The 16,910-nt window shown below is 64.1% G+C and carries 15 protein-coding genes; 3 read left to right on the forward strand and 12 right to left on the reverse strand.

The window, feature by feature from the left end; genetic code table 11:
- Nucleotides 1–186 precede the first annotated feature (186 nt).
- The 5 genes from MB84_RS12950 to MB84_RS12970 all read right to left on the reverse strand — a co-directional run bounded on the left by MB84_RS12950 (nucleotide 187) and on the right by MB84_RS12970 (nucleotide 5,512).
- Nucleotides 187–831 carry a response regulator gene (locus MB84_RS12950; protein ID WP_046292072.1) on the reverse strand — a complete coding sequence of 215 codons (645 nt, stop codon included), beginning with the start codon at nucleotides 829–831 and terminating at the stop codon, nucleotides 187–189.
- Nucleotides 822–1,979 (reverse strand): PAS domain-containing sensor histidine kinase, encoded by a 1,158-nt coding sequence (locus MB84_RS12955; protein ID WP_046292073.1) that lies wholly within the window; start codon nucleotides 1,977–1,979, stop codon nucleotides 822–824. The genes MB84_RS12950 and MB84_RS12955 overlap by 10 nt, the downstream gene beginning before the upstream one ends.
- A gap of 139 nt (nucleotides 1,980–2,118) precedes the next feature.
- Entirely contained in the window at nucleotides 2,119–3,744 is a 1,626-nt protein-coding gene (locus tag MB84_RS12960; RefSeq protein WP_046292074.1) for an AAA family ATPase, read from the reverse strand.
- 29 nt (nucleotides 3,745–3,773) lie between these two features.
- The gene (locus MB84_RS12965) at nucleotides 3,774–4,517 is read right to left on the reverse strand and encodes an alpha/beta hydrolase (protein WP_245725359.1); all 744 of its coding nucleotides are present in this window, start codon (nucleotides 4,515–4,517) and stop codon (nucleotides 3,774–3,776) included.
- Between the two features lie 104 nt (nucleotides 4,518–4,621).
- Entirely contained in the window at nucleotides 4,622–5,512 is an 891-nt protein-coding gene (locus tag MB84_RS12970; RefSeq protein WP_046292075.1) for a LysR family transcriptional regulator, read from the reverse strand.
- Between the two features lie 96 nt (nucleotides 5,513–5,608).
- Here MB84_RS12970 and MB84_RS12975 point away from each other — a divergent pair, with 96 nt between their 5' ends.
- The gene (locus MB84_RS12975) at nucleotides 5,609–6,622 is read left to right on the forward strand and encodes an NAD-dependent epimerase/dehydratase family protein (RefSeq protein WP_046292076.1); all 1,014 of its coding nucleotides are present in this window, start codon (nucleotides 5,609–5,611) and stop codon (nucleotides 6,620–6,622) included.
- A gap of 73 nt (nucleotides 6,623–6,695) precedes the next feature.
- Here the strand turns inward: MB84_RS12975 and MB84_RS12980 are convergent, their stop codons facing one another.
- Nucleotides 6,696–7,553, reverse strand: coding sequence for an IclR family transcriptional regulator (locus MB84_RS12980; protein WP_046292077.1), 858 nt, complete (start codon nucleotides 7,551–7,553; stop codon nucleotides 6,696–6,698).
- A gap of 33 nt (nucleotides 7,554–7,586) precedes the next feature.
- On the reverse strand, nucleotides 7,587–8,264 hold the full coding sequence (locus tag MB84_RS12985) for a cupin domain-containing protein (RefSeq protein ID WP_157122715.1): 678 nt from the start codon (nucleotides 8,262–8,264) through the stop codon (nucleotides 7,587–7,589).
- A gap of 210 nt (nucleotides 8,265–8,474) precedes the next feature.
- Here MB84_RS12985 and MB84_RS12990 point away from each other — a divergent pair, with 210 nt between their 5' ends.
- Nucleotides 8,475–9,737 (forward strand): MFS transporter, encoded by a 1,263-nt coding sequence (locus MB84_RS12990; protein WP_046292079.1) that lies wholly within the window; start codon nucleotides 8,475–8,477, stop codon nucleotides 9,735–9,737.
- Nucleotides 9,738–9,847: 110 nt separating this feature from the next.
- Here MB84_RS12990 and MB84_RS12995 read toward each other — a convergent pair whose 3' ends face one another.
- The 5 genes from MB84_RS12995 to MB84_RS13015 all read right to left on the reverse strand — a co-directional run bounded on the left by MB84_RS12995 (nucleotide 9,848) and on the right by MB84_RS13015 (nucleotide 15,662).
- A complete protein-coding gene (locus MB84_RS12995; RefSeq protein WP_046292080.1) occupies nucleotides 9,848–11,737 on the reverse strand; it encodes a feruloyl-CoA synthase in 1,890 nt (629 codons plus the stop codon).
- The gene (locus tag MB84_RS13000; protein ID WP_052653286.1) at nucleotides 11,722–12,903 is read right to left on the reverse strand and encodes an ABC transporter substrate-binding protein; all 1,182 of its coding nucleotides are present in this window, start codon (nucleotides 12,901–12,903) and stop codon (nucleotides 11,722–11,724) included. Before MB84_RS13000 ends, MB84_RS12995 begins: the two co-directional genes overlap by 16 nt.
- A gap of 64 nt (nucleotides 12,904–12,967) precedes the next feature.
- Entirely contained in the window at nucleotides 12,968–13,888 is a 921-nt protein-coding gene (locus MB84_RS13005) for a beta-keto acid cleavage family enzyme (protein WP_046292081.1), read from the reverse strand.
- Between the two features lie 54 nt (nucleotides 13,889–13,942).
- Nucleotides 13,943–14,869, reverse strand: coding sequence for a 3-hydroxyacyl-CoA dehydrogenase NAD-binding domain-containing protein (locus MB84_RS13010; protein ID WP_084009765.1), 927 nt, complete (start codon nucleotides 14,867–14,869; stop codon nucleotides 13,943–13,945).
- Nucleotides 14,870–14,897: 28 nt separating this feature from the next.
- Nucleotides 14,898–15,662, reverse strand: a complete 765-nt coding sequence (locus tag MB84_RS13015) for a crotonase/enoyl-CoA hydratase family protein (RefSeq protein ID WP_046293763.1) — start codon at nucleotides 15,660–15,662, stop codon at nucleotides 14,898–14,900.
- Nucleotides 15,663–15,879: 217 nt separating this feature from the next.
- On the opposite strand from MB84_RS13015, the gene MB84_RS13020 reads away from it, so the two are divergent.
- Entirely contained in the window at nucleotides 15,880–16,797 is a 918-nt protein-coding gene (locus MB84_RS13020) for a helix-turn-helix transcriptional regulator (RefSeq protein ID WP_084009766.1), read from the forward strand.
- Nucleotides 16,798–16,910 lie beyond the last annotated feature (113 nt).

Consider the following 16,910-nt stretch of genomic DNA (forward strand, 5'->3'; position numbering starts at 1 on the left):
GCAGCGGCGGCCGGGGTGGCAAAGGTGCAAGAGAGGCTTGAACCAAGATTAGAAGAGCGCCCCGATATGGGGCATCGGGATTTGCTGGTTTTCGTCTAAGAATTTCCCTAGACGCGGTGCAGCAATCAAAACGTGGGGAAGGAGGCGGCCGGACAGAACGTCCGGTCCACTGAAGCGGACACCCGATCAGGCGTCGGTTCCGGCGACGATCAGCCCATGCTCGATGGCGTAGTGCACGAGCCCGGCCGTCGACGGAATGTCCATCTTGGTGAGGATGTTGGCTTTGTGCGTGCTGACGGTCTTGGCCGAGAGCGAGAGGCAGCGGGCGATATCGTTGATGCCATTGCCCTCGACGAGCATCTGGAAAATCTGAAACTCGCGCGCGGTCAGACGCGTGTGCGGCAGCGCCTGCGCTGGTTGCTGCAACTGACGCACGAGCTTGTCGGCCACAAGCGGCGACACGACCGTGCCGCCACGCGCCACGCGCCGGATGGCGCTCATCAGTTGCTCGGACTCGGCGTTTTTCGTCAGATAGCCCGCTGCGCCGGCACGAATGGCCTGCACGGCATATTGCGACTCGCGATACATGCTGAGCACCAGAATCGGCAGCGACGCATAGCTTGCCTTGATCTGGGCGATGAGCGCGATGCCGCTCTTGCCGGGCATCGACATATCGAGCAACAGAACGTCGACGGGGGTCAGGCGCAGCCGCTTCAGGACGTCTTCGCCGTCCACCGCCTCGGACACGACGACCATGTCGGGGGCCATCGATATGATCTTTTTCAGACCGTCGCGAATGATCGCGTGGTCATCGGCAATCATCACACGCATGGCCACCCCGCGTCGTGAGTTGCCTGAATCGTCGAGGCGTGCGAGGCGAGTGTCGTCGGTCGTGCCGGAATCCGCACGACGACGCGCGTGCCCTGCCCTGGCGCACTTTCGATGTCGAAGGCGCCGCCCAGCATCAGCGCCCGCTCGCGCATGCCCATGAGACCAAGCCGCTGGCCATGCCCCGCGCGCAACGGGTTCATGCCTCGGCCGTCGTCGCTGATGCACACGTGACAGTGACCGTCGCGCAATTCCAGCGTCACGCGGACTTGCGTCGGCTGTCCGTGACGGCTCGCGTTCGTGAGCGACTCCTGCACGATGCGGAAGATGGCCGTGCTGCACTCGCTGTCGAGACACGCGGTCACCGCTTCCGGCATCGCCAGTTCGCACGGCAGGCCGTGACGCTGCGCAAACGATTCCGTCAACCATTCCAGCGCGGCGTGCAGGCCAAGTTCGTCGAGCACCGCCGGGCGCAGGTCCGCCGCAATGCGATGCACGGCGTCGATGGTCTCGTCGACCAGTCCCTTGAGCATCTGAATCTGCGCCGACTGATCTGCGGCAGGCAGGTCCGGTTGCGTCTCCAGATAGTTCAGGCCGAGACGCAGACCGCCCAGCCACTGCCCGAGTTCGTCATGCAATTCGCGCGACAGGCGCGTGCGTTCGGCTTCGCGTACCGTTTGCAGATACGCCGAGAGTTGACGCAGCTGTGCGCGCGAATCGAGCAGCGCCATCTCGGAGCGCTTGCGGTCGGTGATATCGCGCGAGATGCCGACGGTGCCGACGATGCGTCCGTGTGCATCGCGCACCGGCATCTTGACCGTGTCGAACCAGCGCGGTGCGCCGTCTGCACCCGGGCGGCTCTCTTCGTAGCGACGACGTACGCCACTCGCGACGACAGCACGGTCGGTGGCGAGGTACACCCGTCCCCACTCGGAGGACCAGACCTTGTCCGGCGTGCTGCCAATGATGTCGGCCTCGGTGCGCCCGCATGCGGCCATGAAGGCGTCGTTGACGAGGATATAGCGCGACTCGGCGTCCTTGAGCCACGCCTGATCCGGGATGTTGTTCAGAATTGCCCGGTGCAGTTCGCCATGCGTCTCCACTGCGTCTCCTTGCCGTACCGATGAAATGGCGCGGTGCAGCACAGTCATACGCCCGCACCGGTCCGCAACCAATATAGCCAGACCGGTGCGCGGGCGCGCCTCTAGTTTTCCCGCATATCGACGTGCGGCATGGCTTCATGCGTTTTTCTGATGGATGCCGCAACTTGAAACGAACAGCAGGCAATCGTCATGCGTCATACCCACGGAACAGGCCACACAAACGGAACACATCTTCCGTGTAGGGCAGGTTTCTGACCTTGCAATAGCGGCTCGCGAGTTTCATCAACTCCTTGATGTCGCGCCCGCTCGCTTTCGGATATCGCGCGGCCAGCGTCTCGATCAGCCCGTCGTCGAGATGTGCGCCCACCTGCTCTGCCTGCATGCGCCAGAGCCTGCGCGCATCCGCTGCCGACGGCACTTCGTAGTGGATCGTGGCGATGCAGCGCGAGAGGATGGCGTCGTCCACGTCGCCGATGCGGTTCGTCGTCATGAACAACAACCCGTGGAAGTACTCCAGCGAGCGAAGGAACTCCGCGACGATGGCGTTGTGCTCCAGGTCGTTGTCGCGCCGCCGGATGTACACGTCGGCCTCGTCGAGCAACAGGATCGCGTTCCAGCGCATGGCGCGTCGCAAAATGCTCATGAGCATGGCGCCCACGGACGCCGCCGTCGTACCCAACTGCCCCGAGTGCACGCGATACAACGGCTTGCCGACCACTTCCGAATAGATCTCTGCAGTCAGCGTCTTGCCGAGGCCCGGCGCGCCCTGACACAGGATCGTCGCGCCCCCCGATTTGCCCGGGACGAAGTCCGGCATCATCACGTCCATGTTCGACGTCAGGATATCGATCAGATCGTGATGGTGGGCAGGCAACACCAGCTTGTCGCGCAGACTCGGCTGATATTCGTACTCGGTCATGTTCTGCACATGGACCCAGAGATTGCGGTGCCAGTCGAGATGGAAGACATGCACGTAGCAGTGCAGCGGAATCGTCTCGAATGCCTGCCCGATCTCGGCGTTGCGCCAGAAGTCGGCATCGCACGCCATCTCGAAGTTGCGCTCCAGCCGCTCTTCGTCGTTGACGCACTTGGCCGTCACGCCGTCGCCCACACGAATCAGTTCCGTCACGCCTTTCGGATCGACGGAGAACGCGGCGCGGCTCAGCACGAACTGCGCACCGAACGCACGCTGCACGCGCAGGAAGCGCTGCGCATGCTGTTCGTATTCGGTCTTGAACTCCGCACACTCTTTGTAGAAACCGAACTCCGCGAGCAATTCGGGAATGGTTCGATTCGCAATGTCGTCGCGTGTGAAGACGAGCGATGTCGTCATGCCCGAGCGGCGCGGGCGATGCTCCGTCGGACTCAGGTTCGCGGACTGCATGGTGTTCGCCAGCATGTCGACGACGACGTACGGCGAGCCCTGATCCGGTTCGACGTAGCGCAGCCGTCGCACCAGCCACGGCAACAACGCGCCGTCGCGATGACGCTGATAGAGCCAGCCGTCGATCACGTCGCGTGCCAGGTAGGCGACCAACCCCGGCACGAGTTTGTCCAAACTGGGAATCACGCGCGCTTGCGGCGCGTTGTAGACGTTATCGAGTGCGAGCATCTGGAACATCAACGCACGCTCGTTCTGCGACTTGCTCAGCACGTAGAGCGTGTTGAGCGACTTCGCATCGAACCATTCGCTCGATACCAGCATATTGCCGCGACACACGCCGTAGGCCGTCAGTTGCTTGCCCAGCGGCGAGTCGGTGCCGATCAGTTGCATCAGCGGATGAATCAGTGATTCGGGTATTTCGAAATCCATGGACGGCACTCCCCGTATGGCGTGTCGGTTCAGGCGAGGAAGAAGTCGATGGCACGCGCCACGACACCCGGCTCGATGATGTGCAGCCCGTCGAATTCGACGTATTGCACATCGTAGCCCGCCGCTTTGAGCTTGTTTGCGTTTTGACGGCCACTCGTGGCAATCGGTAATTGCTCGTCGATCAGCCCATGCGCGATAAACACTTTCGGCAGCCCTTCCTGCACGAAGATCGACATGAAACCACCGGAGAATGCGATGACGTGGCTCGCGATGTCGCCGTTCGTCACACCAATCGACAGTGCATAACTCGCGCCATCGGAGAATCCGGCGAAGGCCACGCGCTGCGCATCGATGCGATAGCGCGCAGCAACGCTTCGCAGCGCCGCTTGCAAACGCTCCAGATCGGGGCCGCTGCCGCCGATCACGATGTCCCACGTTGGGAAGGTCGAATGCGGCGCAAGCACGAGAAACTTGTGCCGATCCGCGTGCGGTTCGATGAACGGCAGCACCTTCTCCGGAAAACCGCCTGCGCCGTGAAACATCACGAACAGCGGCACCGGCTTGTCGGTGGGCAGATCGGCGGGAACGTATAGGACTGCGTCGCGTGTCTCGCTCAGGCCCAGCGAATGGCGGCCGGATGAGAACGGTTCAGGCAAAAGATCGGAGGGTGGCGCGGAAGATGGCGACGAAGCAGAGGCCGACGCTGGCGCGCTCGGGGCGCTGGACGCGATGACGTCCGGTGGCATGCGTCCGAACAAGGAAGGGTCGAACATGGCGCGATGATTGTCCCGTAATCGTTGATGTTAGTGATATATTGTATATCACACTATTCACCGATCACGTCCCATATTTGCTGTGCTGACCGCTTCTCGGCAGCTTATCCGGCCATGTAGGTGGTTAATCCGGCCACAAGCGCGTCGAAGGCGACTTTGCAGCGCGGATTGGCGCGCAGGTCTTCATGCATCGTGACCCACGTATGTAGTCGGAAGCGGAAAGCGCTCGGCAGCAGACGCACCAGTCGCGGGTCGCGTCTGGCCAGCGGCACCTGACACCCGCCTATTCCGTATCCGGCGCGAATCATCGCGAGTTGCGCCAGATCGCTGTCGGCCCGGAACGCGAACGTCTCCCGTGCCCACATTGGCACGCCTTTCGTCGCGTCTCGCAGGAACGGCGTCAACTTATCGAAGCCGATCACCGTGTGATGCGCGAGGTCCGCCAGCGAAGTCGGTGCGCCGTACCGGGCGACATAGTCGTCGCGCGCGTGCAGGCCGACATCGATGACGCCTACACGGCGGGCGATCAGCGCCTCCTGCTGCGGCGGCGCCATGCGCACCGCGATGTCCACCTCACGATGCAACAAATCCTGAATGCGGTTCGTCGGCACCAGCTCGATGGTCAGATCCGGGTGCGCGCGACGCAACGCTGTCAGGATCGGTGGCAAGACTTCCACCCCGACGACCTCGCTCGCCGAGATGCGCACCACCCCGTTCACCCCGTCGCCATGACTCGCCGCCGCACGCTCGAACGCCAGCGCCGTGTGCTGCATCGCCTGCGCGTGCGCGCGTAGCGACTGCGCTGCATCCGTCGGCAGCAAGCCCGTTTGCGATCGCGTGAAGAGCGTTTGCCCCAGCGCTTGCTCCAATGCGGCGATGTGCCGTCCCGCCGTCGGTTGTGTGATACCCAGCGCCCGCGCCGCGCCCGAGAGCGAACCCTCCGTCAGCACCGCGAGAAACGTTCGGTAGAGATCCCAGCTGAGATTCGATGTCATACAAAAACGTATAACCGATAGATTGTTTTAAGCAATTTTATTCTAATCGCTTCGCGCGGAGAATGTCCTCACCGACAACGAACGAGGCGTCTCATCATGAGCCATTCCACTCAGCAGACAACATCCCGCGCCCTGGTGCTAGGCGCTACGGGCGGCATTGGCGGCGAGGTCGCACGGCAATTGCTCGCGGCGGGCTGGAAAGTGCGTGCCCTGCGCCGCGGCGGCGCACCCGGTTCGAGGACGGACCTCGGCATCGAATGGATCGACGGCGATGCGATGCGCGCCGACGACGTTCTCGCCGCTGCCCGCAATTGCGCCGTGATCGTGCACGCAGTCAACCCGCCGGGCTATCGCAACTGGAACACGCAGGTGCTGCCCATGCTGGACAACACCATTGCCGCTGCGACACGCTTCGGTGCGACCGTCGTCCTGCCGGGCACCGTCTACAACTACGGTCCCCAGACGTTTCCCGTGCTGCATGAAGACGCGCCCCAACGGCCGCTGACCCGCAAGGGCCGAATTCGCGCGACGATGGAAGGCCGTCTGCGCGACGCCAGTCGTAACGGCATGCAGACGATCATTGTGCGCGCCGGTGACTTCTTCGGCCCGCTCACGCGCAATAGCTGGTTCGCTCAGGGACTGGTGAAGCCGGGACAGACGACGGGCGTGGTGCAGATCCCCAACGCGCCCGGCGTCGGCCATCAATGGTCGTATCTGCCGGACGTGGCCCGCGCGATGGTCATGCTGATCGAACGCCGCCACACGCTCGACGCGTTCGCCAACTTTCACATGGCCGGGCATTGGGATGCGGACGGCACGGAAATGGCCGCAGCGATCACGCGCGTGATGGCGCGTCACGGCGTCAAGGTCAAGACGCGCCGTTTCCCGTGGTGGCTGATGACGCTGGCGTCGCCCTTCGTCACGACGCTGCGAGAGTTGCAGGAGATGCGCTATCTCTGGAAGCAGCCCGTTCGCATGGACAACGCGCGTCTCGTCGACGCCCTCGGCGAGGAGCCGCACACACCGCTCGACGACGCCATCGGCACGACGCTCGAAGGCCTTGGGCGCCTGCCTGGGAAACCGTCCGCCAAAGGCTTCTCATACCCCTGATTTATGCAGGTGTTAGCGCAGGCGAGCGCCATTGCATGCGCGACACCGGGCCTCTCGACCCTGAGCGCGGCGCTCAGTTGCCGCGTCCGCTCCCGAGCAGCCGCGAGATACGCCGTGCGGCATCGGTGAGCGCTGCGACCGTCTGAGGATTGGGGTGCGCAGGCAAATAGTGAATCGAGCCGACGATGGCGAGCGTGCCGAACAACGTTCCGTCGTCCTGCACAATCGGCGCCGCCAGCGCGTTCACGCCGAGAAACACTTCTTCGGGCGCATCGGCCCAGCCACGCTCGCGCACCAGCGCGAGTTCGTGCGACAGGCGCATCGCGTCGGTGATGGTGTGCGGCGTACAGGCGTCGAGCGGGCCTTCGAGCACGGCGTCGCGCCGGTCCTTTGCGCCGAACGCCAGCGCAATCTTGCCCTGCGCCACGCTGTGCAGTTTGAACTGCGTGCCGGGGTGCAGCAGGATCTCCAGCGGACTGCGGCCACGCATCACGTCGAGCACCACCACATCGGTCTCGGTGAACGAACTGATGACGATGGTCTGTCCGACGGCGTCGCGCAATTCTTCCATGACCGGGCGTGCCAGCCCCACCACGTCGAACTGTTTGACGAGCTTTTGTCCGAGCAGAAAGAGACGCCAGCCGATCCGGTAACGGCTCGTGCGCGGGTTCTGCACGACATACCCTTCCTGACGCAGTGCCGTGAGATGCCGGTGAACCCGCGCCTTGGGCACGCCGAGCGCTTCCGCCAGATGCGTCACGCCGCACTCGGCATTGCGCTCGGCCAGCAACTCCAGAATGCGCAATGAAATGACCGAAGTCGACGACGTGTTGATTTCGTCGCCGCCCTGTTCGTCGCCGACGGCACTCGGCACAGCGGCGGTGCGCGGGCGGCGGATGACGTCGTTCGGGGTGTCCTTCGATCCTTTCACCGCGTGTCCTTTGTCACTGTCGTCGCGCGCCGATTACTGTGCGTCGAGCGAGATGAAACGCTCGCCGAACACGTGATAGCGCTGCGGCTTGTTCTTGTTCGCGTCCTCGGGGCGCACGTACCGAATCGAGCTGCGATTACGGCACGCCCGCGGCAGGATGAAGCAGCGGATGAACGTCGTATCGCGTGCCTCGGTCGTCGGCGCCAGCACCGGCGCATGGCCGAGTTCGAGCCAGGCTTGCCCTGCCGCATGGGTGTGCGACGCGCCCAACGTCTCGATCGTGATCTCGCCTTCGAGCGTGCAGCGCACGCCGGGCCCCTGATGCACGTGCGTATGCGCCACGCCGCCGGGGGGGAATTGTACCTTGTCGCAACGCATGAGCCACTGTTGGCGCGGGTCCAGTTCGACAGGCGCATCGAGCTTGAGCGTCGACGACGCCCCCGGTGCCGACGCGATCTCGCCCGGCGTCGGCTCGTTGCCCGACATCAGTTCCCAACGCCACAGCGTCGCCCCTTCACCGCCGGCGATCAGCGCGACGCTGTCGTCGCCCAGCCAGGCACTCTCGGCCGGATGATGCTGCGCGCCCGTGTCGAACTCGATGGCGACGTCGCCACGCACGACATAAATCGCGCGTCGCGCAGACGGCAGATACACGGGCGGATGGTTCGGTGCGATGACATCCTCGTACAGACGCAATTGAAACGGCTTCACTTCGATCTCCTGTAACCAGTCGTTTGCCCCGACCATCGAGACAACACTGGCATTGAGTATCGATCATCGATACGAAAAGTACCATTTATGGTTTACCACGAGACATGTTTTCTCAATGTGCTGATACCATTCAAACGAAATCATTCCCATGCGTATCGATGGTCGATACAAGAGGTCTGACACTAGGATGGTTCCATGAAGGAGACAAGAATGGACACTGGCACGACCGCCCTGAAAGCGGCGGGCACGGCACGTCGGCCGTGGTATCGCGGCGCGAGCCCTGCGCAATGGCGGGCATTTGGTTCGGCCTATATCGGCTGGATGCTCGACATCATGGATCTGATGCTGTTCGCGATGGTGATTCGCTACATCAGCGTCGACCTGCATTTCGACAAGGGCGTCGCGGGCATCATCGCCTCGCTCACGCTGCTGGCAACCGCTTTCGGCGGCTTGTTCTTCGGCTTCCTCGCCGACCGCATCGGCCGCACGAAGTCGATGATTCTCTCGATCCTGTGTTACTCCATCGGCACCGCGCTGTGCGGCTTCGCCGATTCGGTGACGTCGCTCCTGATCTTCCGTTTCCTGCTGGGTCTGGGCATTGGCGGCGAGTGGTCGGCGGGCGCTGCGCTGATTACCGAAACATGGCCGGCCGAGCATCGTGCCAAGGTGATGGCATGGGTGCAGAGCGCGTTTGCGGTGGGTTATGCGGTTGCCGCTATCGTGGCCGCAGTCATCCTGCCGCACTTCGGCTGGCGCTGGGTGTTCGCCTTCGGGCTGGTGCCGACGGTGCTGGCGTTCTGGGTGCGTCGTCACGTGGAAGAGCCTGCCATCTGGCGCGAGCAGCGCGTGCGACTCACGCTCGGCCAGACGCTCGGCATGCTGTTCGGGCCGTATGCGCGCAGCACGATCGTCGGCCTCGCCTTCACGGCGGCGGCGATGTGCGGTTACTGGGGGTTGTTCACGTGGATTCCGGCGTATCTGTCGACGCCGGTCGATCAGGGCGGCCCGGGCTTCGATCTGATGCGCTCGACAACGTGGATCGTCATCATGCAGATCGGCGCGGCGGCAGGGTTCGTGTGCTTCGGCTACATTGCAGACCGCATCGGATGCCGCAAGTCGTTCCTGCTGTTCTTCATCGTGTCGGCGATTACTGTGCCGCTTTATGTCGCGATTCGCGAGCCGATGCTGTTGCTGGTGTTCGGTCCGGTCGTGGCGTTCTTCGGCACGGGCTTCTATAGCGGCTTCGCCCCGACGTTCGCCGAGATGTTCCCGACGCAAGTGCGCGCGACGGCACAAGGCTTCATCTACAACACGGGACGCGCTGCGAGCGCCCTCGCCCCGGCCGCCGTCGGCCTGCTCTCGCGCGGCGAGAACGTGAGCGTCGCATTGGGCGCCACGGCGGGCTTCTTCCTGCTGGCTGCCCTCATCGTCTACTTCTTCCTGCCGGAAAGTCACGGCGAAGCGCTCGCCTGATCGTTGAGCGCAGACACTCGGTTGCGGCGATCTGACGCGCCGGTGGCATTCCCCGCCACCGGCGCGCCGTCGCGCTCACTTCCCCCACCTCTCAAGTTGTCGCACTGACCTCACGTAGACGGTAAGCGAATGACCGATGGGCAGTCCGAGTAAAGCCGTGTGACGTCGTCGGCCCGCAGCGTCAGCACCGCCCGCTGATTCACGTATCCCTTGTCTGTGATCTCCCCTTGCTCCAGCGACGGCGGCGATGCCAGGATGGCCGCACGCGCCGCGCGTTGCGAACTCCCCGCGTCATGCGCCAGTTGTGCGAGCGCCTGTGCGACGAGCGAGCGCACATCGTCGTGCATCGCGAGTGTTTTGCCTGCGTGATCGTCTGCGGACATCGGGGTAGCGCCCGCCTTCGCCCGCATGGCGGGACTCGGGAAGATTAGCAATCCGATTTCGTCGCGATCGTGCCCGGCGATCACCACATCCGACGCATACGGGGCCAACGCAGTCACCGCACGCAATCGCAGCGCACCTACGGAAACCCACGTGCCGCTCGTCAGCTTGAAGTCCTCCGACACCCGGCCGTCGAAAATCACGCCCGCGCCCGGATCGTTCACATCGGACAGACGGCCCGCATCGCCTGTGCGATAGAAGCCCTCTTCGTCGAACGCCTGCGCCGTTGCCTCCGGATCGCCCGCATAGCTGCGAAAGACCGACGGCCCCCGCACGCGCATCTCCAGCTTGTCGCCATTGGGCACGAACTTCAGCTCGTTACCCGGCGCGGGCAGACCGATATTGCCCGCGCCCGGAATCGGGAAGTGAACGCTCGTGATCAGCGGCGATGTCTCGGTCGCACCCCATGCGGACGTGAAGAACGGCAGCGTTTCGCAATGATGCGACGCCAGTCGCTCGAAGCGCTGCCATACCGCCGGGGGCAAACTCGCCGCCGCGTAGAACAGCACTTGCAGACGGCCGAAGAAACGCTCGGCGAATGCCTCATCGTCTTCGAGAAATGGGGCGAGCGCTTCGAACCCCTTCGGGACATTGAAGTGCAGCGTGGGCGACACGTCGCGCAGCGCCTCGACGGAACGCCCCACGAGTTCGGGCACAGGCCGACCGTCGTCGATGTAGAACGCCCCACCGTTGCGCAACGCCATGTGGAAGTTGTGGTTCGCGCCGAACGTGTGACTCCACGGCAGCCAGTCGACGACCACTGGCGGCGTCTCGTCGAGGAAATGCCAGCACTGCGCAATCATCTGCTGATTCGCGGCCAGCATGCGGTGCGTGTTGACGACGATCTTCGGCTTACCCGTCGAGCCGGAGGTCAGCAGCAGCTTCGCCGTATCCTCGGGACGCACGTGTGCGAAGACGGCATCCAGCGTCGCCGAGGCCGACGTCGTCGCAAGCGTGTCGAAGCGCAGCCAGTCCGCACGCCCATGACGCGTAGCGACGATGGGGCAACGGATCGGCGCCCCCTCCAGTGCCCGCGCGTAGGCATCGCCGTCTTCGACATACACGAGCGCCGGGTCGAGCCGCGCGAGAATGCCGTGCAGCTTGCTCATGTCCTTGGCGATGCGCGAGTACGCGGACGACACGATGGCCGTCTGTCGCCCCGCCATCATCGCACCGAGCACGAGCAGTGCGTGATTGACGCTGTTATCCGACAGAATCACCACGGGACGCTCGCGCGGCACGTCGAGATCGAGCAACGCCTGCCCGATGCCGCGTGCCATCGCGAGCCCTTCGCCGTACGTGAGCTCACGCCAGAGGCCTGCACCGGACGCGCCGCACGCGTCTGACGTTGTATCGCCAGGCTGCCGCCGCTCGGCCACGAACACCGCCTCCGGCGTGCGCGACGCCCATTGCACGAGCCAGTCGGCCGGACTGCGCGCGAACTCACCGAGTGCGGTGCGCGAGCGAATCACGAAGCTGCCGTCCGCACGCACCTCGCGTTCGATGTCGGGCGAGGCAAGGCGGCGCGCGCCCGCCGCAGGGTTTACTCGATGGTCCACTTTCCGCCCTTCACCGTGACGAGCACGCGACCGTCTTCGCCATAAGCCGAGTGGTCCTGTGCGTTGACATTGATCATGCCGTGCGTGGCCGCAAGACCCCGCGTCTGCTCGACGGCGGCCACGAGTGCATCGCGAAACGCCTGTGTGCCCGGTTGCGCCTGCTTCGCCGCCACCGCGACGGCACGGTCCAGGACCAGATAAGCGTCGTACGCATAACCGGCAAACAAGTTACGCGAGCCCGCACCGTACTGGGCTTCGTAACGCTTCGCGAAGTCCGTGGCGACGGCCTTGCCCTGATGGTTCGCCGACAATTGCTCAGCGACGAGAATGTTGCCCACCGGCAGAATCGCGCCCTCCGCACTCTTGCCCGCGACGCGCAGGAAGTCGTTGTTGGCGACACCGTGCGTCTGATAGATGCGCCCCTTGTAGCCGCGCTCGCGCAACGTGCTCATGGGCAACGCCCCCGGCGTGCCGCTCGCCGCGATGATGACGGCGTCCACGTTCGACGACATCACCTTGAGTACCTGCGCAGTCACGGACTGATCGTTGCGCGCGTAACGCTCGACCGGCGCGACCTGAATCTGACGGGCGGCGGCGCGCGCCTGAATGTCCTTGAGCCACGCTTCGCCGTAGGAATCGCTAAAGCCGATGAAGCCCAGCGTCTTCACCTTGTGCGCCTTCATGTCGTCGAGCACCGCATCGGCCATGACGGCGACCGATTGCGGCAGCGAGAAAACGTAGCGCATCTGCGTCGCGCTCGGCACGAACGGACACAGGCCGAGCTGCGGTGTGCGGGTATCGGCGGCGACGGCGGCGACGGCCAGACACGCGGGCGTGGTCGACGACCCGATGATCGCGTCGACCTTGTCCTCCGTGGCAAGACGGCGCGCGTTCTTCGTCGCGGTGGTCGGGTCGGTGGCGTCGTCGAGCACGATGTACCGCGCAGGCAGTCCGCCGAGTGTCGGCGGCAGCATGCCGATGGCCTGCTTCTCCGGGATGCCGAGCGACGCGCCGGGACCAGTCGTCGAGAGCGTGACGCCTATGGTGACGCCTGCCGGTTGGGCGCTCGCCAGCGAGGTCGCGCAAAGCATCGCTACACCGGCGAGCGTCGACAGCGAAAGGATGCGAGATAGCGCGAAACTGCGTGTGAACCTGTTTGCCGCCATGTGACTTGTCTCCTGGGATGTTTTCGTTCTAGGGGCCGGACAGCTTGCGACGCACACCTTCGCCTTACCGCACAGCGAACTCCGGCAGCACTTCGCGATTGCGCGGCAGACCCATGATTTCGCGGGCTTCGGTCGGCGTAGCCGGTTCGTAACCCATCTCGCGCACGAGTCGCACCACGCGCTCGGTGAGTTGCTGGTTCGTCGCGGGCACACCGTGTTCGTAGTACAGGTTGTCTTCCAGACCGACCCGCACATGGCCGCCGAGCAGCAGCGAATTCATCGCCGACGGCAGTTGCGCCGGACCGATACCGCTCACGCAGAAGATGCTGCCCTTGGGCAACAAATCGACCATCGACTGCAACACACGCGGCGTGTAGGGCATGGCGTTCCGGAAGCCGCGATGCACGCCGAGCACGAGGTTGACGAAGAACGGTTCGTCGTCGAATCCGGCGGCGGTGAGCGTGGCGAGGTCCTGCACGATATGCGTGGGGCTGAACACTTCCCATTCCGGCTTGATGCCGCGCTTCTTCATCTCGATGGCAAGATGCTTCGAACGCTCCGGCGAGGTGTGCATCAGCAGCTCCTTGCCACCGAAGCTCGCGATGATGGTCGTGGCGTCGAGCGTGCACATTTCGGCACCGGCATCCATGCCTTTCAGACGTTCTTCCCAGAGGATTTCCCAATAGCCGTTGTCGGCCTGCCCGACCATGTCGCCGTGAACCCCGCCGCCCGTCGAGTTATTGATGACGATGTCGCACTTGTCGCGAATGCGGCGGTTGATGTCGCGATAGATCGCCGGATCGCACGTCGCACCGTCGTCGCCCGGACGCCGCGCGTGAATCGCCACGACGCTCGCGCCAGCGTTGTAGCAGTCGTAGACGTCGCGCGCGATTTCGTCGGGCTGCGTGGGCAGATGGGGGTTCTGCGATTTGTATGCCATGCCGCCGGTGGGCGCGATGGTGACGATGACTTTGGGCTTGCTCATGCGTGTCTCCTTATTCGAATCGGTCGTTCGCTTGTTCGTCGGATTGGACTGGGTTCAGGGCTTGCTCGCAAGAATGCCGAGGATGACGGCGTCGCGCTGTGCTTCGAGACGTGCATTGCCGCGACCGGCCAGCTCGGCCTCAACACCCGCGGTGATACGCGCCTTGAGGTCGTCGGTCAGGACCGGCTCGCCCAGGTCTCCCCACCACGTCTCGATGGGCGGGCCAAGGTGTTCGAGCAGATGGGCGATGCCGCCCGCGCCGCCCGACAGATGCAGATTCAGAAACGGCCCCAGCGCCGCCCAGCGCAGACCCGGGCCGTAAGCGATGGCGTCGTCGATATCCGCAACCGAGGCCACGCCGGTGTCCACCAAGTGAATCGCCTCGCGCCACAGCGCCGCTTGCAGACGGTTCGCGATATGCCCCTTCACTTCCTTGCGCACGTGAATCGCGCGCTTGCCGATGGCGCGGTAGAACTGCATGGCGGTGTCGATGGCGGCTTGCGACGACTGTTCGCCGCCGATCACTTCGACAAGCGGAATCAGGTGTGGCGGATTGAATGGGTGGCCGAGCACCACGCGCTCGGGATGCGCACACACGGACTGCACCCGACTCATCAACAACCCCGACGAACTCGACGCGATCACCACCGACGGCGGTAACGCGTCGTCCATCTTGCGGAACAGATCCTGCTTGAGGTCTTCGCGCTCGGGACCACTCTCCTGCACGAAGTCGGCCCCTTCGAGCGCGGCGTCGAGCGTGTCGTGGAAGACTAGGCGCTCGCGGGTCGCGCCCGCCGTCAGCCCGATGCGGATGAGCGTGGGCCAGTGCGCATCGACGGCGTCGCGCAGGCGTTCATGTGCGCCGGGCGCGGGGTCCCACGCGCTCACGCGCAGACCGCGCGCCAGAAAGTACGCCGCCCAGCTCGCGCCGATGACACCGGTGCCGATGACGGCAACCTGTTCGATGTTGTCGTATTTCACATTCGTCTCCGTGGGGATGACCGGACGGCTAGCGCGCCGCGCGGCCCAGAAAGCGTTCCATACGCTCGCGCGCTTCGGGCGTGGCGAGCATGAGTGCGCTGGTCACCGATTCGGTGAAGAGGCCGTCGGCCATCGACATATCGTGAATGCGCGACAGCGCATGTATCGTCGCCCAATTCGACAGCGGGCTGTTCGCCGCCGTGTCGCGCGCCAGTTGCGTCGCCAGCGCGAGTCCGTCGCCGACGTCTGCCAGATAGTGTCCGAGGCCCAGACGCTCGCCGTCGACGGCGTCGTAACGGCGGCCCGTCAGCATCATCTCCGTCATCCGGTCCGGACCGAGAATGCGGGCCACGCGCACCGAGGCGCCGCCCCCGACAAAGATCCCGCGCTTGCCCTCGGGCAGTTGGAAGAACGCGTTGCGCTCGATCACGCGCACGTGCGCCGCCAGCGCCAGTTCCAGCCCGCCGCCAATGACGGCGCCTTGCAACACGGCGACCACCGGACGTCCGCCAAACTGAATCTCGTGGAAGACCTTGTGCCAGCGCTGCGAGACGCGCAGCACGTCGATGGGATCGCGCGTGCTGTTCTCCGCAAGATCCAGCCCAGCGCAGAAGTGCTCACCGGCACCGCTCAGAACAACGGCTCTGACACTGTCGTCGAAATCGCGGAAGGCGGCTTCGAGCGAATCGATGGCCGCATCGCAAAGCGCATTGCGCTTCTCGGCGCGGTCGAGAGTAACGAATGCGATGGCGTCTTCGACGCGCACGCGCACGCGCAGGTGAGGATAGGTCATGGTCTGCATCGCTCCAAATCGTGAAAAGTATCTTATAAGATATTTTCGCTGTTGCGCGGCTTGTGCAATGCAATTCAGGGTTAACAGGGACATTTTGCCAATATAGGCAATTTAATGCATCGATTGTGCTATCGATGCCGGACGTACAGCGCAAGTCATGCCCCACGTGCTATCTCATAGTATATTTAGCAGCAATCGCACCACACCCCGTCAGCTCATGAAGACACCGCCTGCCGCCACGCCACCGCTTGATCCGGCCGAAGACACCGACGCCGGGGTGACGTCGCGCCTGGCGTCGCTCGCCCGGCAGGTGCGCATGCTGCGCGCCCAGCGCGGCATGACGCGCAAGCAGCTCGCCGCGCAGTCGGGGGTCTCGCTGCCGTATCTCGCTCGTGTGGAAGCCGGTACCGGCAATGTGTCCCTGGCGGTGCTGCACAAGCTGGCCGAGGCGCTGAACGTGGGCGTCGAAACACTGGTCGCCGAACGCTCCATTCACGACGGCGATCTGCTCATCCTGATCGAGTACCTGCGTCAGCAATCGCCGGAGGTGCTCTCGCGGCTGCGCCGCCAACTCGTCGTGCCTGTCGCGGCCGACGCCGCACGCACGGGCCAGCGCATCGCACTCATCGGTCTGCGCGGGGCAGGCAAGTCGACGCTCGGCCCTCAACTGGCGCAAGCCATCGACGCGCCCTTCATCGAACTCGACAAGGAAGTCGAACGCGAAGCTGGCATTGCCATCGGCGAAGTCATCACCCTATACGGGCAGGCCGCGATGCGTCGTATCGAACGGCAATGCGTCGAGCGAATCATCGGCGAGCATGAGCATGTCGTGCTGGCCACCGGCGGCGGCATCGTCTCGGAGGCGCCGACCTTCGAGCGCGTGCTGCGCGCATTCCGTACGGTGTGGCTGCGCGCCCGCCCGGAAGTCCACTTCCAGCGAGTGATGCAGCAGAACGACGCGCGCATCGCCACCGTTGCCCTGCGCAACGAGGCGCTCGATCACATCCATCGCATGCTCGACGCACGCGAGTCTCTGTACCGGCTGGCCGACATCACGCTCGACACGTCCGACCTCACGCCCGAGGCAGCGCTTGCCGACCTCAAGTCCCGTCTGTCCCCCGCCCGCGCCGCCTGAATTCCGTCGCACGTTCTGCCCACGCATGTCACGCCTATTGCGTCGCCCCATGATTCACGCTTAGAATTAATAAGAATCATTATCATTTGCGGAACAGCGTCCTTTCTTGAGCG

It is taken from the genome of Pandoraea oxalativorans, from assembly GCF_000972785.3.
Classification (GTDB): Bacteria; Pseudomonadota; Gammaproteobacteria; order Burkholderiales; family Burkholderiaceae; genus Pandoraea; species Pandoraea oxalativorans.

Bases quoted from the DNA above. Each gene is read 5' to 3' on its own strand.
- MB84_RS12950 (WP_046292072.1), bottom strand. From the start codon at position 831: ATGCGTGTGATGATTGCCGATGACCACGCGATCATTCGCGACGGTCTG.
- MB84_RS12955 (WP_046292073.1), bottom strand. From the start codon at position 1,979: ATGACTGTGCTGCACCGCGCCATTTCATCGGTACGGCAAGGAGACGCA.
- MB84_RS12960 (WP_046292074.1), bottom strand. From the start codon at position 3,744: ATGGATTTCGAAATACCCGAATCACTGATTCATCCGCTGATGCAACTG.
- MB84_RS12965 (WP_245725359.1), bottom strand. From the start codon at position 4,517: ATGTTCGACCCTTCCTTGTTCGGACGCATGCCACCGGACGTCATCGCG.
- MB84_RS12970 (WP_046292075.1), bottom strand. From the start codon at position 5,512: ATGACATCGAATCTCAGCTGGGATCTCTACCGAACGTTTCTCGCGGTG.
- MB84_RS12975 (WP_046292076.1), top strand. From the start codon at position 5,609: ATGAGCCATTCCACTCAGCAGACAACATCCCGCGCCCTGGTGCTAGGC.
- MB84_RS12990 (WP_046292079.1), top strand. From the start codon at position 8,475: ATGGACACTGGCACGACCGCCCTGAAAGCGGCGGGCACGGCACGTCGG.
- MB84_RS13000 (WP_052653286.1), bottom strand. From the start codon at position 12,903: ATGGCGGCAAACAGGTTCACACGCAGTTTCGCGCTATCTCGCATCCTT.
- MB84_RS13005 (WP_046292081.1), bottom strand. From the start codon at position 13,888: ATGAGCAAGCCCAAAGTCATCGTCACCATCGCGCCCACCGGCGGCATG.
- MB84_RS13015 (WP_046293763.1), bottom strand. From the start codon at position 15,662: ATGACCTATCCTCACCTGCGCGTGCGCGTGCGCGTCGAAGACGCCATC.
- MB84_RS13020 (WP_084009766.1), top strand. From the start codon at position 15,880: ATGAAGACACCGCCTGCCGCCACGCCACCGCTTGATCCGGCCGAAGAC.